A 20,852-nucleotide genomic window follows, 5' to 3' on the forward strand; every position below is an offset into this window, starting at 1 on the left:
ACCGTGCTCAAGCCTTCAAGGGCCTCACTTCTTCATCGTGTGCATCTTCTTGGCCGCCTCGGCGTCGATGCCGCCCATGTCCTTGCAGGTGCCCTTGGCCACGTACTTCCATTCGTCGGTGCCCTTGTCCACCTTGGACTGGCCAGCGCAGGAGTGGCTGCCCGACAGGCTTGCGCAGTCGTTCTCGCCCATCTTGGCGACGCCGTAGCACTTTTCCTTCTCCTTCGCCTTGTCTTGGGCGGCGGCGTGGCCAGCCAGACCGAGCGCGAGCACGGAAGCCAGGGCGGTTGAAGCGATCAGACGTTGGTTCATGAACGATCTCCTTAGACAGGTGGATAGGTTGTCGGATTGACCGTGCTCTGTCGACCCACGGCCCGGCTTCTTACAGCCGCCGCGCATGATCTGACAGATTGCTGTGGCGGTGGAAAGTATCTGGTGCGAGATCAGGGTTTCAGTCGGCGGGCGGCGCGGGAACCACCCACCCTGCCCGCCGGCGCTGCATCGCCCATGCCAGCGCGAGCACCACGCCCCAGGCGAGCGCATACGCGATGGCTGGGTGCAGCCGGGGCAATGCCAAGGCCAGCACGATGAAGAAGGCGCAAAAGCCGGCCATCCCCTGCACAAAGCCGCTCAGGAGTTCGATGGTCGCGTCAACGCCATGGCGCGTGAGCGTGAAGCCCGGCAACACATTGCCGGTGATCGGCAGGGCCAGCAGCAGCCCGCTCAGTGCTGCAGGGAAGACCTCCGCACCGAGCATCACGGCAGCAGCCAGCGCCATCGCAGCGGCCACGCGCAGCACCAGTTCAATGGGCGGGATGTGCAGCACGGTGCGTTCGCGCCGATGCGCTGGCATGGCACGCAGCACTGCCCACGGTGCGATGCCCGCCAGCACAAATGCCGCCACCGCCGGCAGATGCAGCCACAGCAGCACACCGCCCGTCACCAGAAAGGCCGCATTCGCCGCCAGCATGGCCGCCCACCACGGCCAAGCGCGCCGCACCGCATGCGCGTAGCTGAGCATGTGAACCACCATCGCCGGGAAGGCCACCAGCGTGGCCAGCGCGATCGCATGCGCCTGCGCCACGCTGGCCTGCAGCAGCACGAAGCCCATGATCGGCCCCGCGATCATGGGCATGCCCGAAAGCGTTCCCGCCACCCCATGGCCGAAGCGGCGCGCGGCAAAGCTCGCCGCCAGCACCACGGCGCCCACCAACGCGAGCTTGAGTGCGAAGAGTGCGGTCAAGGTGCCGGGCCGCTCAGGCCACGCCGTAGCCGCCGCCGCCGGGTGTCTCGATCACGAACACGTCGCCCGCATCCATCTGCACCGAGCCGATATGGCCCAGCGTCTCGGCGCGGCCATCGGCACGCTCCACACGGTTCACACCCACGGCGCCGGGCGCCCCACCGGCCATGCCGAAGGCCCCCTGGTGGCGGCCGTTGGAGAGGATGGACGCTGTCATGGGCTCCAGGAAGCGCACGCGCCGCGTACCGCCGTTGCCGCCGCGGTGCAGGCCGGCGCCACCCGAGCCGGCGCGGATCTCGTAGCTCTCGAGCCGCACCGGGAAGCGGAACTCCAGCACCTCGGGGTCGGTGAGGCGCGAGTTGGTCATGTGGGTCTGCACCACGCTCGTGCCGTCGAACCCGCCGGCCGGTCGGCCGGCGGCGTCGATGAACACGCCCGCGCCCGAGCCACCGGAGATGGTTTCGTAGTACTGGTACTTCGCATTCCCGAAGGTGAAGTTGTTCATCGTGCACTGGCCGGCCGCCATCACACCCAGGGCCCCGTAGAGCGCGTTGGTGATGCAGGTGGAGGTCTCCACGTTGCCTGCCACCACCGAAGCCGGCGGGCGCGGGTTGAGCATCGAGCCTTCGGGGATCAGCACGTGCAGCGGCTTGAGGCAGCCCGCGTTGAGAGGGATGTCGTCGTTGACCAGTGTGCGAAACACATAGAGCACCGCCGCCATGCATACCGCGCGCGGCGCGTTGAAGTTGTTGGTGAGTTGGTCGGAGGTGCCGGTGAAGTCGATCACCGCGCTGCGCGCTCCGTTGTCCACGCGGATCGCCACACGGATCTGCGCGCCGTTGTCCAGCGGCAGCGTGAACTCGCCGTCGGTCAGTCGCGAGATCACGCGGCGCACGGATTCTTCGGCGTTGTCCTGCACATGGCCCATGTAGGCCTGCACCACGTCGAGGCCGAACTGCGCCACCATCTTGCGCAGCTCCTGCACGCCCTTCTCGTTGGCGGCGATCTGCGCCTTCAGGTCGGCCAGGTTCTGCTGCGGGTTGCGCGAAGGGTACTCGCCGCTCTTCAGCAGGGCCAGCATCTCGGCCTCGCGCAGGCGGCCGGCCTCGACAAGCTTCACGTTGTCGATCTGCACGCCCTCTTCTTCGATGCGCGTGGAGAACGGCGGCATCGAACCCGGCGTGGTGCCGCCGATGTCGGCATGGTGGCCGCGCGAGCCGACATAGAACAGGATGCGGTCACCGGAATCGGCGAAGACTGGCGTCACCACCGTCACGTCGGGAAGGTGCGTGCCGCCGTGGTACGGGTCGTTGAGCGCATACACGTCGCCGGGCTGCATGCGCCCGGCGTTGCCGGCGATCACGGTCTTGATCGACTCGCTCATCGAGCCCAGGTGCACCGGCATGTGCGGCGCGTTGGCAATCAGGTTGCCTTCTGCGTCGAACAGCGCGCACGAGAAATCCAGCCGCTCCTTGATGTTGACCGAGTAGGCGGTGTTCTGCAGTTGCAGCCCCATCTGCTCGGCGATGTTCATGAAGAGGTTGTTGAACACCTCCAGCATCACCGGGTCCACCGTGGTGCCGATGGCGCGGCGCGCTTCGCGCGGCTGCACGCGCTCCAGCACGAGGTGGTCGAGCGCGGTGATGCGCGCGCGCCAGCCGGGCTCGACCACCGTGGTGGCGTTCTTCTCGGCAATGATGGCCGGGCCGTCGACGGTGTGGCCCGGCAACGCCTGCGCTCGCACCACGAGCGCGGCATCCCACCAGCGCCCGCCGCTGTAGAGCGGCACGGTCTCGGCTGCCGGGGCAGGCCCCGCGGCTGCGAGGGGTTGCGCGAGCTCGGCCGGCGCATCACCCGCGCCCACCGCTTCGACCGACACCGCCTCGACCACCAGCGCGCGTTCGCTCATCAGGAAGGCAAAGCGCCGCCGGTACGCGGCCTCGAACGCCGCCTGGATCTCGTCGATGCTGCCGAAGGGCACGACCAGCGCCGAATCCGTGCCTTCGTAGCGCACATGAACGCGCCGGTGCACCTGCACATCGGCGCTGCTCACGCCCTGTCGGCGCAGTTCGGCTTCCGACTCGGCAGCGAGCGCGTCCAAGCGTTCGCCGAGCGGCTGCATCGATCGCGCAAGCGGCAACTCGATCGCGCTCTCGCGCATCACGCTCTGGTCGGCCAGGCCCATGCCATAGGCCGAGAGCACGCCGGCCAGCGGGTGGGCAAACACGCGCGTCATGCCCAAGGCATCGGCCACGCGGCACGCGTGCTGGCCGCCGGCGCCGCCGAAGCACTGCAAGGCGTAGCGCGTCACGTCGTAGCCACGCGCCACCGAGATCTTCTTGATGGCGTTGGCCATCGCGCCCACGGCGATGTCGATGAAGCCCTCAGCCACCTCTTCGGGGCTGCGCTGTACGCCCGTGCTGCGTTCGATGTCGGTGGCCATGTCGGTGAAGCGCTGCACCACCACATCGCGATCGAGCAGTTCGTTGGCGTGCGGGCCGAACACCTTGGGGAAGTAATTTGCCTGGATCTTGCCGAGCATCACGTTCGCATCCGTCACCGCCAGCGGGCCGCCCCGGCGATAGCAAGCCGGACCGGGGTTGGCGCCGGCGCTCTCGGGGCCGGCACGGAAGCGTGCGCCGTCGAAGCTCAGGATGGAGCCGCCACCGGCCGCCACGGTGTGGATGCTCATCATGGGCGCACGCATGCGCACACCGGCCACCTGCGTCTCGAAGGCGCGCTCGAACTCGCCCGCAAAGTGGCTCACGTCGGTGGAAGTGCCACCCATGTCGAAGCCGATGACGCGCACGTCGGCCCGCGACCCACCCGTCGGGTGGTCTCGCGTAGCCGCGAGTTCGGGTGCCGCAATCAGCGCCGTTCGCACCATGCCCACGATGCCACCGGCTGGGCCCGAGAGGATCGCGTCCTTGCCCTGGAAGGCATGCGCGTCGGTGAGGCCGCCCGACGACTGCATGAAGTAGATCTTCACGCCCGGCATGTCACCCGCCACCTGCTCCACATAGCGGCGCAGGATGGGCGAGAGATAGGCATCGACCACCGTGGTGTCGCCGCGGCCCACCAGCTTCATCAGCGGGCTCACCTCGTGCGAGACGCTGATCTGCGGGTAGCCGATGGCCTGTGCGATCGCTTTGGCCGCCTGCTCGTGCGCCTGGAAACGGTAGCCGTGCATGAAGACGATGGCCACGCTGCGCAGGCCGGCGTCGAACGCCGCCTGCAAGTCGGTGCGCAGCTGTGCTTCATCGAGGGGCGTGACCACTTCCCCCTTCGCGCCCACACGCTCGCGCGCCTCGATCACGCGGCTGTAGAGCAGCTCGGGCAGCACGATCTGGCGGTCGAACAGCCGCGGGCGCTCCTGATAGCCGATGCGCAACGCATCGCGAAAGCCCTGCGTGATGACGAGCAGCGTAGGCTCGCCCTTGCGCTCCAGCAGCGCGTTGGTCGCGACCGTCGTGCCCATCTTCACGCACTCCACCTGGCTGGGCAGGATCGGCTCGCCGGGCTTCAGGCCCAGCAGGTGCCGAATGCCGGCCACCGCGGCATCACGGTACTGCTCAGGGTTCTCGCTCAGCAGCTTGTGGGTGACGAGCGTGCCGTCAGGGCGCTTGCCGACCACATCGGTGAACGTGCCGCCACGGTCGATCCAGAACTGCCACCTAGTCTGCCCCTCGCTCGCGGCATACCGCGATCGATCCCCCGAGGGGATCTCGCCCGCCTTCGGGCGGCCGGGCGGCGGGCTCGTTGCCTCTTCGTTCACCATCGATTGCTCCCGTGACGATTCAAAGCGATGTGGCAGCACGCGCCGCCTGGTCGTACATGCCGGACATGGTGCGCAGCAGCCGCGCCATCTCGCCGATGTCGTGGTTGCGTTCCACGTCGAGGTTGTCGACCAGGCAGGCCTCGCGCACCTCGCGGTACTTCTGCACCAGCGCCTCGCCCTCGGGCGTGGGGCTGTAGAAGACTTCCTTGCCCACCTTGTCGGCCTGCGCCATGCCCGCGGCCACGAGCTTCTTGAGCGAGTAGGCGACCACGTGCGTGTCTTCGTAGTTGAGAACGAAACAGATGTCGGCCAGCTTCTTGTTGCGGGCGCGGTGGCTGATGTGGTGCATGAGCAGCACGTCGGTGATGGTGAGGTCGGGGCAGCCGGCCGCGGCCATGCAGCGCACCGCCCAGCGCGAGAAGGCGTTCCACGCCACGATGAGCCCGAACTCGAACTCCGACAGCTCCACGCTGCGCGGCGACACGAGGTGCGACGACGAGACGATGCCGCGCTTGGCGTCGGCGCCGGCCTTGCCGCCGGCCCGGGCGCTGACGGTCGTGGGGCTCGTAGGCGCCTTGGGTGCTTTGGGCGTTCTGGGAGTCTTGGCGCTGGGCATTCGGTGCTTTCCCGCGAAACATTGAAAATTTATTGACAATTTATCGGAATGATTTCTAGACTTCAAGCGCCATCGCTAATTGCCGTGGCATGTGCCATCGAACACCCCCGGTTGGCACAGCACGTGCTCCTTCCCTTCATCCACCTCGTTGACTGGAACGCCATGAATCTCACCCGTCGCTCCCTGTCCGCCGCCGCCGCGCTCGCGCTGGCTGGCGTCCTGTCGGGCCCCGCCCACGCGCAGACCAAGTGGGATCTGCCGGCCGCCTATCCGGCCAGCAACTTCCACACAGAGAACCTCACGCAGTTCGCCGCCGATGTCGACAAGGCCACCGGCGGCAAGCTCAAGATCACGGTGCACGCCAACGCCTCGCTGTTCAAGGCTCCCGAGATCAAGCGCGCGGTGCAGGGCGGGCAAGCGCAGATCGGCGAGATCCTGCTGGTGAACTACCAGAACGAATGGCAGATCTTTGGCGCCGATGGCCTGCCCTTCCTGGCCGACAGCTACGACGAATCGGCCAAGCTCTACAAGGCGCAAAAGCCCGTGCTCGACAAGAAGCTCGGCGAGCAGGGCCTGATGTTGCTGTACGCCGTGCCCTGGCCGCCGCAAGGCATCTTCAGCAAGAAGCCGATCAACTCGGCGGCCGACCTCAAGGGCATCAAGTGGCGCGCCTACAGCCCGGCCACGTCGCGCATCGCCGAGTTGCTGGGTGCACAGCCCGTCACGGTGCAGGCGGCCGAGTTGTCGCAGGCCATGGCCACGGGCGTGATCGAGTCGTACATGTCGTCTGGCGCAACCGGCTACGACACCAAGACGTTCGAACACCTCAAGTACTTCATCGACACGCAAGCGTGGCTGCCCAAGAACGCGGTGCTGGTCAACAAGGCCGCCTTCGACGCACTCGACAAGCCCACGCAGGCTGCCGTGCTCAAGGCGGGTGCCGATGCCGAAACACGCGGCTGGGCCGTCTCGCGCGCCAAGAACAACGAGTACCTCGACCTGCTCAAGAAGAACGGCATGACCATCTCCGCGCCCTCGGCACAACTGAAGGGCGAGTTGAAGAAGGTCGGCGAGACCATGCTCAACGAATGGCTGCAAAAGACCGGGCCTGAAGGCCAGGCCGTGGTCGACGCCTACAAGAAGATGTGATGGCCGTGGCCGGCCACAAGCCTCCGCTGCTGCGCCGCGCCCTCGACCAGCTCTACGACGGCGCGGCGGCACTGGCCGCCGCGTGCATGGTGGGGCTGCTGGGCATGGTGATGGTGTCGATCGTCGGCCGGCAGATCCATGCCAACCTGCCCGGCGCCGATGCCTACGCCGGCTACCTGATGGCGGCGGCGGGCTTCATGGCGCTGGCCCACACGCTCAAGCGCGGGGAGCACATCCGCGTGACGCTCGTCATCAACTCGCTCTCGCCTCGCTGGAAGCGCGCATTCGAGATCTGGGCGCTGGGCGCAGCCTCGGCGCTCGCCGCCTTGTTCGCCTTCTACGCCTGCAAGCTCGCGTGGCAATCTCATAGCTTTCACGACATCTCGACCGGCATGGACGCCACGCCGCTGTGGATCCCGCAGCTCTCGATGGCCGCCGGCACCGTGATCCTGGCGATCGCCCTGATCGACGAGCTGCTGCTCGAACTGAGCGGCCGCCGTGCCGTGGCCAGCCCTTCGGAGTCGCTGCGCAATGAGTGACCTCTGGATCACCGCACTGCTGATCGTCTCCTTGTTCCTCATCCTCGGTAGTGGGGTGTGGATCGGGCTCACGCTCTCGGGCGTGGCGTGGATCGGCATGCAGCTCTTCTCGTCGCGCCCGGCGGGCGACGCGATGGCCGTCACCATCTGGGGCTCTGCATCGAGCTGGACGCTCACTGCCCTGCCCCTCTTCATCTGGATGGGCGAGATCCTCTTTCGCACGCGGCTCAGCCAGGACATGTTCCGGGGCCTCGCGCCGTGGATGCAGCACCTGCCCGGCCGCCTGCTGCACACCAACGTGGTCGGCTGCGCGATCTTCGCGGCGGTGTCGGGGTCGAGCGCAGCCACCTGCGCCACCATCGGCAAGATGAGCCTGCCCGAGCTGGCACGCCGCGGCTACCCCGACAGCATGGCCATCGGCTCGCTCGCGGGCGCCGGCACGCTGGGGCTTTTGATCCCGCCGTCGATCATCATGATCGTCTACGGCGTCTCGGCCGATGTGTCCATCTCGCAGCTCTTCATCGCCGGCGTGCTGCCGGGCATCCTGCTCGCGGTGGCGTTCTCCGGCTACATCGCGCTGTGGTCGTGGCGCAACCCGCAACTCATTCCACCGGCCGACGCGCCGTTGTCGCTGCGCGCCAAGCTGCAGGCCTCGCGCAGCCTGATCCCGGTGGTGCTGCTGATCACCGCGGTGCTCGGCTCCATCTACACCGGCATCGCCACCGCCACCGAAGCCGCCGCGCTGGGCGTGGTCGGCTCGCTGATCCTCTCGGCGGTGCAGGGCTCGCTCAGCTGGCAGACCTTCAAGGATTCGCTGCTAGGCGGCACGCGGCTCTACTGCATGATCGCGCTCATCCTGGCGGGCGCGGCTTTTCTCACGCTCTCGATGGGCTACATCGGCCTGCCGCGCCACCTGGCCGAGTGGATCGCCGGGCTGGGGCTGAGCCAGTTCCAGCTGCTTGCCGTGCTCACGGTGTTCTACGTGGTTCTGGGCTGCTTTCTCGACGGCATCTCGATGGTGGTGCTCACCATGGGGGTGATCCTGCCCACGGTGGCCAAGGCGGGCATCGACCCGCTGTGGTTCGGCATCTTCATCGTGGTGGTGGTCGAGATGGCGCAGATCACGCCGCCCGTGGGCTTCAACCTCTTCGTGCTGCAAGGCATGACTGGCCGCGAGATCGGCTACCTCTCGCGCGTGGCCCTGCCCTTCTTTCTGCTGATGGTGATGGTGGCCCTGCTGCTCTACACCTTCCCGCAGATCGTGACTTTTCTCCCGACTCACATGAAGGCGTAAGCCGCGCCTTTCCCGCGTATTTCGTGCCTTCTCCCCGGCACGCGCTCCCTACCATGGTTGAGCGGAAAACCGTTCCGCGCATTTGCCTTGCACGCGCGCCGCCGCAGCGCCTGGGGAACCAACATGTCCGATCTGTCCGATTTCGTGAACATGGATTTCACGAACGATGCCTCTTCACGGAGCACTACGCCGAGCGCCGCACCGAGTGCCGCGCCGGGTCTTCCGCGCATCGATGCCATCGAGAAGTCTCGCCACGCACCGTTCCGCTGGCCGACGCCGCCGTTTGCCTCGTACCCCGATGCCGACGAGCAGCACCAGGCGCAGGGCTGCGAGTTCATCGGCACCAACGGCAAGGCCGTGGCCGGGCGGCTGATCTTCTTCGTGCCCGATGACCAGGTGGCGCACGTTCAAGTGCCGCCCGCACGCACCACCATGCCGCTGCGCTTCAGCCAGTTCCGCTCACTGCGGGTGATGGAGCCGCTCAAGCCGATCAGCACCACCCTCGTGACCCACGAGAAACACGCACTGATGCTGGAGCAGCGCCCGCGCAGCACCTTCATCGTGGAGCTGGTCGAGGGCGGGCGCATGGAGGGAACCACCATCGGCCATGTGGAGAACGCACACGGCTTGTTCCTCTTCCCGCCGGTCGACGACAAGGGCAGCGTGCAGCGTCTGTTCGTGCCGCGCGCCAACTACAAGCACTGCGACATCGGCCCGCGCATCGGCGACGTGCTGGTGGAGCAGAAGGTCGCCACACCGCAGCAGGTGGAGCAGGCCGCCGACGTGCAAAAGCAGATGCGCGAGCAAAAGCTCGGCGACATCCTGGTGCTGCGCCAGGTGGTCTCGGCCGATCAGCTCGTGGCGGCGATCGAGAAGCAGGCGCGCATGCCTATGGTGCGCATCGGCGAGGCGCTCACCTCGCTGGGCATGGTGACCGATCAGCAACTGCAAGACGCGCTCTCGCAGCAGCAGCAAGACCGCAACGTGCCGCTGGGCGAGCTGCTGGTGAAGATGGGCATCGTCTCGCGTGAAGACCTGCAGACGGCGCTGGCCCGCAAGATGGGCTACCCGCTCGTCAAGCTCGATGCCTTCCCCGTGGAAGACGAGGCCGTGCGCAAGCTGCCGTACTCGGTGGCGCTGCGCGTGCAGGTGATGCCACTGATGATCCGAGACGGCCGGCTGGTGATCGCGCTCGACGACCCGGTGCGCCGCCGCTCGGTGGTCGACGAGGTCGAGTTCATCACGCAGATGAAGTGCGTGCCGGTGCTTGCGCAGTGCCTGAACCTCGACGACGTGCTGTTCAAGTGCTACGAGAAGATCGGCGCCGCCAGCCTGCAGCGCTTCACGGCGGCCAACGTGGCCGACCCGATTCCCTTCGAGATGCCCGACACCGGCAAGCTCGTCGAGACACTGGAGAAGGAAGACAGCCACTCGGGCGCGCTCGAAGACGAGCGCCAGATCGAGCAATCGGACAACTCGCTCGTCAAGCTGATCAACAACCTGATCATCGACGCGCACAAGGAGGGTGTCTCCGACATCCACATCGAGAGCTACCCGGGGCGCGACAAGATCAAGGTGCGATTCCGAAAGGATGGCCTCTTGCGCACGCACCTGGAGCTGCCGCCCAACTACCGCAACGCGGTGATCGCGCGCATCAAGATCATGTGCGACCTCGACATCTCCGAGCGCCGCAAGCCGCAAGACGGGAAGATCAACTTCGCCAAGTTCAGCGCGCAGCACAAGATCGAGCTGCGCGTGGCCACCATCCCCACCAACAACGGTCTCGAAGACGTGGTGATGCGCATCCTGGCCTCGGCCAAGCCCATCCCGGTCGACAACCTCGGTCTCTCGCCCTACAACCTGCAGCACCTCAAAGAGGCCATGGAGCGCCCCTACGGCCTGGTGCTGTGCGTCGGCCCAACCGGCTCGGGCAAGACCACCACGCTGCACTCGGCGCTCAGCCACATCAACGTGCCCGAGCGCAAGATCTGGACGGCCGAAGACCCGGTCGAAATCACCCAGCCCGGCCTGCGCCAGGTGCAGGTGAATCCGAAGATCGAGTGGACCTTTGCGAAGGCGCTGCGCGCCTTCCTGCGCGCCGACCCCGACGTGATCATGGTCGGCGAAATGCGCGACGAAGAGACCGCGCAGATGGGCGTGGAAGCCTCGCTCACCGGCCACCTGGTGTTGAGCACGTTGCACACCAACAGCGCGCCCGAGACCGTGACCCGCCTGCTCGACATGGGCATGGACCCGTTCAACTTCGCCGACTCGCTCTTGTGCGTGCTCGCGCAGCGCCTGGTGCGACGCCTGTGCAGCCACTGCCGTCAATCGCGCCTGGCGACCGATGACGAAGTGAACGAACTGCTCGACGACTACCTGCACGTGTGCCCCGCCGACCACCCCGCGTTCGACCGCGGCACCTTGCGTGCCGAATGGCTCGGCCGCTTCGGCAGCGACGGCCGCCTGCGCATGTTCCACAGCCCCGGCTGCGACCACTGCGGCCACACCGGCCACCGTGGTCGCGCGGGTCTGCACGAGCTGATGGTCGTCTCACGCGAGATCCGCCACCTCATCCAGACCGGCACCCGCGCCGAACTGCTGCTGCAAACCGCCATGCTCGAAGGCATGCGCACGCTGCGGCAGGACGGCATCGAGAAGGTGCTGCAAGGGGTGACGAGCCTGGCTGAGGTGAGGGCGACGAGCAACGTGTAGGGTGGCTGGGCCGCCTGGCCTGAGTCTCCTTGGCACAGACCGGGAGGTTGGAGTCACTGTGGTGCGGCGCTTCAGCGTGGTGGTAGCTCAATGTTGGAAGGGGCCGCTTTCGGCCAACACCGGACGCCTGCGAGAGACCGGTGCTGGGCGACCCGGTTGGCTCTCGGGTGCTACCGATCCAAAGGACTTCGCACTCCGAACCCTGGTTGCTTCATCACGTGCGTGTAGATCATAGTCGTGGTGACGTCCCTGTGCCCGAGCAGACGTCGTAGCCGTCGCTGCCATCAGAGCTGCCTTTGGCGTCCTGGCGATCACGCCGCTCCTCTACCGCAAGGCCCATGGTGCACGAGGCCCGATGCGGCGCGAACTCGTCGTGACCTTCGGCAGCCGCGGCTACGTGATCGAGTATGAAGTCGCCGGGCCTGGACTGGTCGTCGTGTTGACTGCGCGGCACCAACTCGAGGACGACTACAACTGACCTGCTGACTCCCGGCCGCCTCGCTGGCGTTCCGCCTAGTCGGCCATTCGACTATGGCCCGTTGGCGCCATCGCGATCGAACCCAGGCTTACCACCACCCGTTGTCACCCAGACCTGGATGGCCACGCAAACGGTCCTGAGGGCGTGCATGGGATGCAAGGTCTTCACGAAGTGTTGGTTGAGGCCTGGCCAAGCCAGCCAGGAGGAGCGACGTCCCGCGCGCTTTCTCGAATCGCCGTCGTTCTGAGTCGACTTCTCGAAGTGACGGGTCAGCGAAGCGCTCGCGTTGCCCAGTTCATGCGCGCATTGCTCGGCTTGACGAGCGGCGCAATGGTGTCGAACTGCGCAAGGGTGAATGGACAGGTGCTGACTTGTGAGTACACATAGGGTGTCCGCGTGCCATCGGCCAGCACGGTGGATGTCGCGAGTCTGTACGTGCCAAGAAGTATGTAGTTCCCGTTGTCATCAAAGCTGTAGTTGACGCTGCAGAGGGCAGAGGTGCCGGTGTACTGCGGGTTGCCGGCACTGTCGTAGCCGGCGAGGGCAACGGTGTGGATGTTGTTATCGACCACCACGTCGCCCAAGGCGCCGAGCCGCTCGATAGACGCGCTTCCAAGGCTGGCTGAGCTCAGGATGTAGCCATTCCCGTCGCGGTGGCGCACGTAGGTGGAGCGCATGCGGCTAGTCCCGGTGTCAGCCACGAAGGCCTCACTGGACAGGTCAAAGGTCCCGCTCGAATGCAAGCGCAGGAAGGTGTCGGTGGTAGGGTCGTATGCGGCGGTTGTCGCCAACAAGTACAAGGCACTTCCAGACGGCGCGTACAGCGCACGCTCGGGGGACAGGTACATGTTCTCTTGGTAGGTGCGATAGCTGGCCGTGCCCCAGATGAAGAGGCCGTGCCCCGCCCACGGCGCAACCTGACTCAACTGGGTCGAGTCTCGGTTCACCAACGAGAACTGCGGCAGCGTTGCACCACACTCAAGCGACAGGACGCCCCTGCTGTCTTCCAGCGTGCAGCTGCGCACTTCGATGCGGGCCTTCGTCGGCAGGCTCGTTCCGCGAGCGTTCGTCACGGTGAAGGTGAACTCGTCGTCGGCAAAGCTGAACTCGTCGTCCCCCGAATACCCCCCGTTGGGGCGGTAGGTGAACTCACCCGTGGTTTCGTTCACCAGCGTCACCGTGCCGTGTGTCGGGCGGTCAACGATGGCGTAGCGCGAACGAGGGGACTGCGGCAGCATGCTTCTCAACTCGCCATCGCGGTAGACCAGGACCGACAGCTCAGGAGGCATGGGGAGTGCCGGTGGTGAGAGACGCGCAGCTTGCCCACCGTCGGCATTCGGGTAGTCCGTGTGGTGCAGGACGAACTCGAAGCCCGTGGGGGTCTTTGGGATGGGCGTCTCGCTGAACTTGAAGGTCAGTGCAAGCTGGCCACTGGCAGTGGTCAGCGAGCTGGTGATGGTCGGGGCGGCTACCGAGACGGAGAACTTGCTCGCGTCGAGGTCGCGTTTGCGCTCCTCCCGCTTGAGGGCTGCCGCGGCGTCCAGCGCGGGAATGCTCGCCGGCAAGCTGATGAACGGCGACAGTCGGGCATAGACGGCGGCGTATCCGGATTGGAGCGAGCGTGCCGTCGACAGCGAGCCATCGGTGATGGTTTCGGACAGGCGCATGTCGGCGTAGGGGGTGAAGGACAGGGACTCCTCGTGAATGAACTCCAGTCGACTGCCGACCGCAAGCGGCTTCTTGGCTGCTTGTGCGGTCCTGCGATCTGCGCCCAGAGCCACCGATTGCGAGCCTCCCGAGGATTCGACCCCCAGCTCTTCGGCGTCGAAGCACTCCCTCCCGATGCCGGCCATGCCGGCGCGCGCGGTCTCCGTCCCGGTGACGAACGCAGCTACGGCAACAGCGCCGAACAAGGCGACGCCAGGACCGGATGCGGGTGCCAGGGCTGCCAGCCCAATGCCGCTGGCCAGGAACACCATGCCCTCGGCCAAGAGCTTGCCGCTTCGGACGCACTCGGCGGCGCCCATTGGGGTGGCGCCGCGGTGCGCGGCGCTCAGGGTCTGGAACCGTGACGCGACGGCGTCCGTGGGCAGAGCCGCTTCATTGGCGGCGAGCAGCTGCGCAATCCGCAACGCCTCGGCCGCCGGCAGCGAGTCGATGATGGCAGCCTGGCTCTGCAGGGTAGCGCGCACTTGCTGAAGGACCGCGCGATCGGCAGCCGCGAGCGTGGTGCTGCTCAGCTGAGTCTGGAGGGTGTCGAGGAGGGCGTCCGCCCGCTGATGGAGGTACTGGGTCGCGGGAACAGCGAGCGGGTTGGGGGTGACGGTCAGCTGTCTGGAGAACTTGCGCCCGTCGACGGTCACTTCCAGCAGGTGGCTGCCGGAGGCGAGTGCCGGCACCATGAAACTGAGCGTGCTGCTGCTGAGCCTGGTCGTCACGGTGTTGCCGTCGATGGTTGCGGACACGCTGGTGGCGCCGATTGGCACGACGGCGATTGCGACCTGGTTGACCTTGTAGGTGTCGCCGAGCGGTAGCGTGAGGGCTGCCTCACAGCGCAGCTCAAGCACGGCATCTGAGTTCAGCGTGCCTGAAGACTCGACGAGGTGGCAGCCCTGGTCGGTGGGCTGGGAGGTGACGGAGACCGAGAAGGCTGTGCCGTCATTCAAGGTGGCGAGCTGGTGGGCGCCGTTGGCCGAGATGGTTCTGCTGTGGCCGAGGTTGTCCGACACCACCAAGCTTCCAGACGCGGCCAGGCCGACCACCGTCAGATTGAGGTTGTGCTGGGAGGCGGGTGCAGGGCTGTCGTTGGTGCCGCTGCTGTTGTCATCGCCGCCGCCGCCGCCGCAGGCGCAAAGGGTGGCTGCCAGGGTGGCCGAGAGGATGGACTTGTTCATTCTGGTTGAAGCTTCTGGGGTGGTACTCGTACCTCACCCAATAGGGTGTCGGGCGCTCCCTCCGAGGAGGCCGTCTGACTCTACTGAGCCCCCCAGTGCGGCGTGCGTTGGCTTGCGTGATCGGGTTCACGAGGACGCACTTTTTCCTTTGGGATGCAGGCTTCCCCCGCGGCTCTCTTGGCAGTGAGTGATGCCGGGTGTTCGAACGAACTACGCGCCGATCAACTTCGAAAACCTGTAGCCCACCCGACTCCATTGGGCTGCGGCCTTGCAGCTAGATGGGCATGCCCTCACATTCGGCGAGAGGCCAGCTGAGTCTGGCCGATGGGCGTGGATTGCCGCGCTGAGTGATCGGCGGCGTGAATCGCGTGCGCTCGGCGGCGCTGACGACTGGATTCGTGCTTTCGACTTTGTGCCGTGCCCTGGGGCCATGATGCGAGAGGGTTGAGGTCCGCCGGCGGCGGAGCGACCAGTCGTGCTGCCAAGTTCGGCCAGCGACATTCGAACGGGTGCATCCAACAGCGTGCCGTCTTGAGGGCGATGGCCACGTCCTGGCGAGCGACCAAGAATCCGCCGTTTCAAAACGACGGGAGGCGTGATGGACGAGCTGGCATGGGTGGGGGATGCCGCCAAGCAGGTGCGGCTGCGCCTGCGGCGCCTGCAGGACGAGCACGTCCGAGATCTCGCGAAAGCGCTGCGCGAGCCGTAGCCGTGGCGCACACCGGCGCAGGCCGCTGCGCAAAGCGCCAAGACGAAGGTCTGCAACGGGTCGCAAGCCGAAGTCACCTCGCAACCGTTGCAGGACGCAAGTTGCCCCTAAGCCAACTCCGCCGCCCACCCATACACACACGACTCCCGCTCCTGCCCCTCCAGCACGCGCCGATCCTCTAGGCGCATGCCGGCGGCCTCGAGCACGCGCCGTGAGGCAAGGTTGTCGGGTGAGGTGATCGCCAGGATGCGTGTGAGGCCAAGCACCTCGCGGCCGTAGGCCAGGCAGCCACGTGTGGCTTCACTCGCATAGCCCTGGCCGCGATAAGCCGGGAGCAAGGCGTATCCCACATCGACCTCGGGCAGGCTGTCGCGCTTGAAGAGACCGCACAGGCCGATTGGCTGCGCGTCGCCCTGGCGCAGCACGGCCCAGAAGCCGAAGCCCAGGCGGGCGTAGACCTGGGTCATGCGGGTGTCGATCCACTGGCGGGCGTCATCGAGCGTGCGCACACCGGGGTCGTTGATGGCGGCGATCCAGCCAGGGTCGTTGACGAGCGCCAGCACGAAGGCGGCATCGTGTTCGTCGAAGCGGCGCAACTCCAGGCGGTCGGTGCGCAGCACGGTCACGGCTGGTTCAGTCATGCGCCCGCCTGCACTACCACTGCCCGCCATCGAAGGCGGACTTGCGCGTGGCGCGCACAAGTCGGCTCAGTTCGGTCCAGGCGGCGAGGTACTGCTGGTACAGATCGCTCTCGGCTTCGAAGACGGGGCGAAAGCGCCAGCCCTTGAGCCCGTGCCGCTCGACAGCGGCCTTGACCCGCGCACTCACCACCCAAGCGGGCCAGCCGTGCCAGCCCTGCCAGGGTTCGGCGCTGCGGTTGAAGTCGGGGCGCTGGCTCAGCGCTCCGGCCGGGTAGGCCGCGCAGCCCAGCCGCCGCAGCCTGCCGTGCTCTCGCTCGTGGCGACTATGAATCGCGTCGATCGAGCAGTCACGCACCGAGGGCGGCAGCACGTGCTCGCAAAACAGTTGCGAACCAGCTTCATGTGGCGTGCCTTTCTTGGTGTGGTGGATGGGCACCGTGCTCCAGCCCGAGAGCGCCTCGGTCTGCAAGGCCGCCTGCGCGGCAGCACCCAAAAGGAACTCACCCGTCCATTCGCCTATGCCGGCGATGTGGTTGGGCTGGATGCCGATGCGCGTAAGCGAAAAACCCTGCACCAGGCGAATCGGCTCTTCGGCGCCGGCATCGCGCAGCGGGCTGGCCTGGCAGGCGGCGAAGTTCTTGTCGTAGTCGGCGTCGGTCTCAGGGGCGACCTTGCGGCAAACCGGCTCGTACCACGCGAGCGAGTTCATCTCTTGCTTGCTCAGCACGATCTCGACCGACACGCCGAAGCCATCGGCGCCCTCGCCTGCCGCCAGCACGCGTTGCAGGTCATCGGCCCCGACGCGCACCGCGTAGCGTGCGTTCGCCGGGTCGCCCGAATCGGGCGCGATGGCTTCGGACAATGCCTCTCGGCTGAGTTCACTGGGGGGGTGGAGCCGCGCGTTCAGGTGCATGAGGTGGCCGGCGGGTGCTGCTACTCAATCGCTCAAGCGCGGGTTGTGCGTCTGCATGTAGAGCGCCGCGTTGCGGTAGGCCAGCGGGAAGTGACCCCAGTCCTTTTGCAGTTGTGCGATCTCGGGTGCTACAGGTGTCTGGGCGAGCAGGTTGGTACCCGGTTGCTCGGCGCGGATGTCGTAGATGACCGGTGGTTTGCGGTCGATCAGCATGTGGTTGCCGACCAGCACGCCGAACTCGTCAGGGCCGGTGAACTGGAACTCGAAGGCGACACGCGTGCTGTCGAAACGAGAGTCGAGCAGATCGCGCCCGAGCGTGGTGTTGCGGTAGCCGATGCCGACCAGCGAGGCGATGGTGGGCATCACATCCACCTGCTGCGCCCAGGTGTCCACGCGGCGCGGCGCCACGCGGCTCGGCGAGTAGATGACGAAGGGCGTGTGGCCCTGCGTAATGGCGAGGTCTTTCCACGACTTCGGCAGGTGCGGGCCGGTGGTGCCGATGATGCCGTGGTCGCCGACGAAGGCGAACACAGTGTTCTTGAAGTAGGCCTCTTGGCTGGCGCGCTGCATGAACTGGCCGATGCACCAGTCGAGGTAGGCGAAGGCGCGATATTCATCGCGCGAGATGAAGCCCTGGGCCTTCAGCTCGTCGTCACTCGGCTGGGGCGGCTTGAACGCGGCGAGATCTTCATCGGGGATGGTGTAGGGCCGGTGGTTGCCGCTGGTCTGGATGAAGGCGAAGAAGGGCTGCTTCTGCGCCTTGAATATCTCGTTGGCCTCGATGAAGACGTTCTTGTCGGAGACGCCCCACACATCGACCGAGGGCGACTTGTAGCGCCCCTCCTCATAGATCTCGATGCCGTCGATGTTGGCGGTGAGCACACCCCGCACATTGGCCCACGAGGTGCTGCCGCCGATGAAGTAGAACTTGTTGTAGCCCTTGAACTCGTTGATGACCGTCTGCTGGTTGGTCGCCGCCGGGTTGCGCGAGGCGGTGGATTCGCGCGAGACGTCAGGGATGCCGGTGACGGTGGCGAACACGCCGCGCGCCGTGTGGCTGTGCGCGGCCATCATGTGGCTGAACAGCAGGCCGCCGCGAGCCAGCGCGTCGAAGCTCGGCGTGGCACCGAGCGTGTTGCCGAGCACGCCTGTCTTGTGGGCCGCAAACGATTCGAGCAGCACGAAGACGACGTTCAGTCGCTCGTGGCCGGCCCGCTCGGGCACGGCGCGCAGAAAGGAGATCGGCTCGCCGGGCTTCAGCGGCGGCAGACCGACGAAGCTGCGGATCTGGTCGGCGTCCGGCCGCATCTCTTCGTCGCCGAGGCGCTGGCTGCGAAAGCTCCAGCTGTCGTACAGGCTGTGCAGCGGGTTGAGCGCGAGCGACTGCGCAAAGCTGTTGGGCTGCTCGACCGCATCGCTCCAGCGCAGCGGGTACTGCGAGAGCTTGCCGTGCACCACGAACATCGCGAGCAGCACCGTAGCAAACCCGGCCATGCGTGCCGGCCAGGGGCGCGGCTGCGGTGCGCGCGTGGACCAAGCCCAGAGCGCGCCGAACACCGCATGGCACAGCAGCATCCACAGCCCGAACCCGAGGGTGATCCACACCACCGGGTAGGTCTGCCAGACCATGCCGGTGGCCTCGCCCGCATCGCGCGCCAGCGAGAAGATGACGGAGGTGAGGCGCTGCGTGAGGTAGGCGTAGTGCCCGGCATCGAAGATCACGCCCAGGCCCCACACGGCGGCGGCGATCATCCAGCAGGCCCACCACAGGCCGCGCGCCTTGGGCGGGCGCAGGCGCGGGCCGATCCACGGCAGCGCGCCAAGCAGCCACATCACGAGCACGCTGACGAGCGCCACACGCGCATCGAACCGCGCGCCCAGCCACATCGCGCCCAGCCAGTCGCTTGCATTCATGCCGGGCGGCGCGAACCACCAGCCGAACACGACGCGGGCCACGAGGCCGGCCGCAAAGAGCACCGCGGCCATGCCCAGGGCAAGGCGCAAGTGAGAACGCAGGTATGAACTCAATGGGCGCATGGGTGATGCAATCGGTCAGGCGGTGATCGGCAAGGCGGCCGCAGCACGGCGGGCTCGCCGCCAATCGAGCGCACGGCCCGCCAGGCTGAACAGGCTCCACAGCCACAGCAGCGGGTCGATGAGGGCATCCCACACGTTGCCGCTGGGCAATCGGGTGAGCGAAAAGAACAGGAGCGACAGCGCGACCGTGACGCACGCCTGATGGTGGCGCCCGCTCGTGATGACCCACAGCGCAATGGCACCGACCATCACGCCGCCGAAGGCCGCTTCGGGCCCGTAGCCGCGCACGTACAGGCCGAGCGAGAGCCAGCCGGTGGTGTCGGCATACAGCACGAGGCCGACGATGGCGATGGCGGCCGACATGAAGGCAGGCATCACGCGGTGCCCGACCACCCCGCTCGCGTGGGCCCACACCGCCAGAGTGCAGCACATCAGGAACATGGGGCTCGGCAGATGGAACACGAGGTTCAGCCAGTACGAAGGAGATGCCGAGCCAGGCAACGCGCAGGCGGCGAACACCAGCACCACCCACCCTGATGCCAGTTTCAGGTTGAGCGGCCGGCGCCAGGCGAGAGCCCCCACGCCGCAGGCGGCCAGCACCATGGCCCACGCGAAGTGCGCGTAGGCGTTTTGCAAGGTCAGCCACGGCAGGATCATTTGAGGTCTCCTGCGTACACGATGTCGTAGACGTGGTGGGCAATGGCACTGCGCTGCTGGGTGTAGGTGATGTGCAGTTGCTGGCCGATCTGCACCAGGCTCGGGTACGAGAACTCGTCGCCGAGGCGGCCACGCCGCATGTCGACGCCGCCGCCCCAATCCTTGCCGTCGGTCGACGTCGACAGGCGCAGCCACTGGCGCGGCGAGCCGCCTCCGGGGATGGCGTCGTTGTGCAAGAGCACGTAGCCGCCGTCGGCCAGCTGCAGCGCTGCCACCGAGCTGTCCTGGTTGACGACATCGCTGGCGGGCAGCTCCTGCCAGCTCAGCCCGCCGTCGCGGCTTTCGGCCTGCTGCACGCGGCGCTGTTCGGAGTGGTCGCGCATCACCGCACGCAACTCGGTGCCCGAAAGGGGCAGCAAGGCCGGCTGCAGGGAGGTAACCGAGCCGCCGATGCGGCGCACCCAGCGCGGCTCGCCCTGGGCATTGAACGAGATCACCATCGGGTACTTGTTGCCGAGCTCGAAGTAGGCCGGCAGCAGCCAGCCGCCATCGGCCAGCCCCACAGGGCGGGTTCGCACGAGCACGCTGATGTTCCACAGCGGGGTGAGGGGCAACAGGCGCCGAGCCTTGAAGCTGTTGCCGCCGTCGTCCGACACGAGTTGCGCGACGCGCCCCGCGGCCCAGCCCCCGAGGCCCGTGGCCACCACATACAGATGCACGCGGCCGTCTGGCGCGACCCACAGCACCGGGTTGCCGATGCGCCGCACGCCCATGTGCAGCGCCTGGCCGAGCTCCTTGCGATCGACCACCATGCGCGCCGGGCTCCAGCTGCCCTCGCGCCAGCGTGCGGCGTACACACGCACGTCGGGCCCGCTCTCGCGGCTGCCCGCCCACCAGACCGCCAGCAGTTCGCCATTGGGCAGCCCGGCCAGCGCACTGGCATGAGCCGCGGGCACGCCTTCTGGCATGGGGATGGTGGTGTGGCGCGCCTCGACGAGCCGGAAGCTGCGCGGCCCGTGATGGGCGATCTTGAGCGGCACGGCGCCACCCGCGGGTGCCTGCCGCCAATGCCACCACTCGAGGCCCGTGTACGCCAGCAGGCACACCACCACGAGCAGCCATGCCCACGAAAAGCCGAACCTGCGCTTCACTTGCATCTGGGGTGCCGAGTCTGAATGTGCCGTGTGTA

At 66.8% G+C, this 20,852-nt stretch carries 15 protein-coding genes; 5 read left to right on the forward strand and 10 right to left on the reverse strand.

The window, feature by feature from the left end; genetic code table 11:
- Positions 1 to 24: 24 nt before the first annotated feature.
- The 4 genes from AC1KAR_RS12315 to AC1KAR_RS12330 all read right to left on the reverse strand — a co-directional run bounded on the left by AC1KAR_RS12315 (position 25) and on the right by AC1KAR_RS12330 (position 5,637).
- Entirely contained in the window at positions 25 to 312 is a 288-nt protein-coding gene (locus AC1KAR_RS12315; RefSeq protein ID WP_480318046.1) for a BufA1 family periplasmic bufferin-type metallophore, read from the reverse strand.
- Positions 313 to 451: 139 nt separating this feature from the next.
- A complete protein-coding gene (locus AC1KAR_RS12320) occupies positions 452 to 1,243 on the reverse strand; it encodes a hypothetical protein (RefSeq protein WP_480318048.1) in 792 nt (263 codons plus the stop codon).
- A 13-nt stretch (positions 1,244 to 1,256) separates the two neighbouring features.
- On the reverse strand, positions 1,257 to 5,021 hold the full coding sequence (locus tag AC1KAR_RS12325; RefSeq protein ID WP_480318050.1) for a hydantoinase B/oxoprolinase family protein: 3,765 nt from the start codon (positions 5,019 to 5,021) through the stop codon (positions 1,257 to 1,259).
- A 19-nt stretch (positions 5,022 to 5,040) separates the two neighbouring features.
- Positions 5,041 to 5,637 (reverse strand): winged helix DNA-binding protein, encoded by a 597-nt coding sequence (locus tag AC1KAR_RS12330; protein WP_480318052.1) that lies wholly within the window; start codon positions 5,635 to 5,637, stop codon positions 5,041 to 5,043.
- A gap of 162 nt (positions 5,638 to 5,799) precedes the next feature.
- Here AC1KAR_RS12330 and AC1KAR_RS12335 point away from each other — a divergent pair, with 162 nt between their 5' ends.
- From AC1KAR_RS12335 to AC1KAR_RS12355, 5 genes are all read left to right on the forward strand, one after another.
- A complete protein-coding gene (locus AC1KAR_RS12335) occupies positions 5,800 to 6,786 on the forward strand; it encodes a TRAP transporter substrate-binding protein (RefSeq protein ID WP_480318053.1) in 987 nt (328 codons plus the stop codon).
- Positions 6,787 to 6,815: 29 nt separating this feature from the next.
- On the forward strand, positions 6,816 to 7,325 hold the full coding sequence (locus tag AC1KAR_RS12340; RefSeq protein WP_480319412.1) for a TRAP transporter small permease: 510 nt from the start codon (positions 6,816 to 6,818) through the stop codon (positions 7,323 to 7,325).
- Positions 7,318 to 8,619, forward strand: coding sequence for a TRAP transporter large permease (locus AC1KAR_RS12345; protein ID WP_480318055.1), 1,302 nt, complete (start codon positions 7,318 to 7,320; stop codon positions 8,617 to 8,619). The genes AC1KAR_RS12340 and AC1KAR_RS12345 overlap by 8 nt, the downstream gene beginning before the upstream one ends.
- A 123-nt stretch (positions 8,620 to 8,742) precedes the next feature.
- Positions 8,743 to 11,334, forward strand: coding sequence for a GspE/PulE family protein (locus AC1KAR_RS12350; RefSeq protein WP_480318057.1), 2,592 nt, complete (start codon positions 8,743 to 8,745; stop codon positions 11,332 to 11,334).
- Positions 11,335 to 11,644: 310 nt separating this feature from the next.
- Entirely contained in the window at positions 11,645 to 11,812 is a 168-nt protein-coding gene (locus AC1KAR_RS12355) for a hypothetical protein (RefSeq protein ID WP_480319414.1), read from the forward strand.
- Between the two features lie 269 nt (positions 11,813 to 12,081).
- On the opposite strand, the gene AC1KAR_RS12360 is transcribed toward AC1KAR_RS12355, so the two are convergent.
- The 6 genes from AC1KAR_RS12360 to AC1KAR_RS12385 form a co-directional block, all read right to left on the reverse strand.
- Positions 12,082 to 14,706 (reverse strand): Ig-like domain-containing protein, encoded by a 2,625-nt coding sequence (locus tag AC1KAR_RS12360; protein ID WP_480318058.1) that lies wholly within the window; start codon positions 14,704 to 14,706, stop codon positions 12,082 to 12,084.
- An 816-nt stretch (positions 14,707 to 15,522) separates the two neighbouring features.
- On the reverse strand, positions 15,523 to 16,056 hold the full coding sequence (locus AC1KAR_RS12365) for a GNAT family N-acetyltransferase (RefSeq protein ID WP_480318061.1): 534 nt from the start codon (positions 16,054 to 16,056) through the stop codon (positions 15,523 to 15,525).
- Between the two features lie 13 nt (positions 16,057 to 16,069).
- Positions 16,070 to 16,918 carry a hypothetical protein gene (locus AC1KAR_RS12370; RefSeq protein WP_480318063.1) on the reverse strand — a complete coding sequence of 283 codons (849 nt, stop codon included), beginning with the start codon at positions 16,916 to 16,918 and terminating at the stop codon, positions 16,070 to 16,072.
- A 75-nt stretch (positions 16,919 to 16,993) separates the two neighbouring features.
- Positions 16,994 to 18,973: an LTA synthase family protein gene (locus AC1KAR_RS12375; RefSeq protein WP_480318065.1), complete on the reverse strand. Its 1,980-nt coding sequence runs from the start codon at positions 18,971 to 18,973 to the stop codon at positions 16,994 to 16,996.
- 48 nt (positions 18,974 to 19,021) lie between these two features.
- Positions 19,022 to 19,663: a hypothetical protein gene (locus AC1KAR_RS12380; RefSeq protein WP_480318066.1), complete on the reverse strand. Its 642-nt coding sequence runs from the start codon at positions 19,661 to 19,663 to the stop codon at positions 19,022 to 19,024.
- Complete coding sequence (locus AC1KAR_RS12385) at positions 19,660 to 20,814, reverse strand: sialidase family protein (protein ID WP_480318068.1); 1,155 nt, start codon at positions 20,812 to 20,814, stop codon at positions 19,660 to 19,662. Before AC1KAR_RS12385 ends, AC1KAR_RS12380 begins: the two co-directional genes overlap by 4 nt.
- Positions 20,815 to 20,852: the final 38 nt, after the last annotated feature.

This window comes from Piscinibacter sp. PDB1-1 (assembly GCF_056675995.1).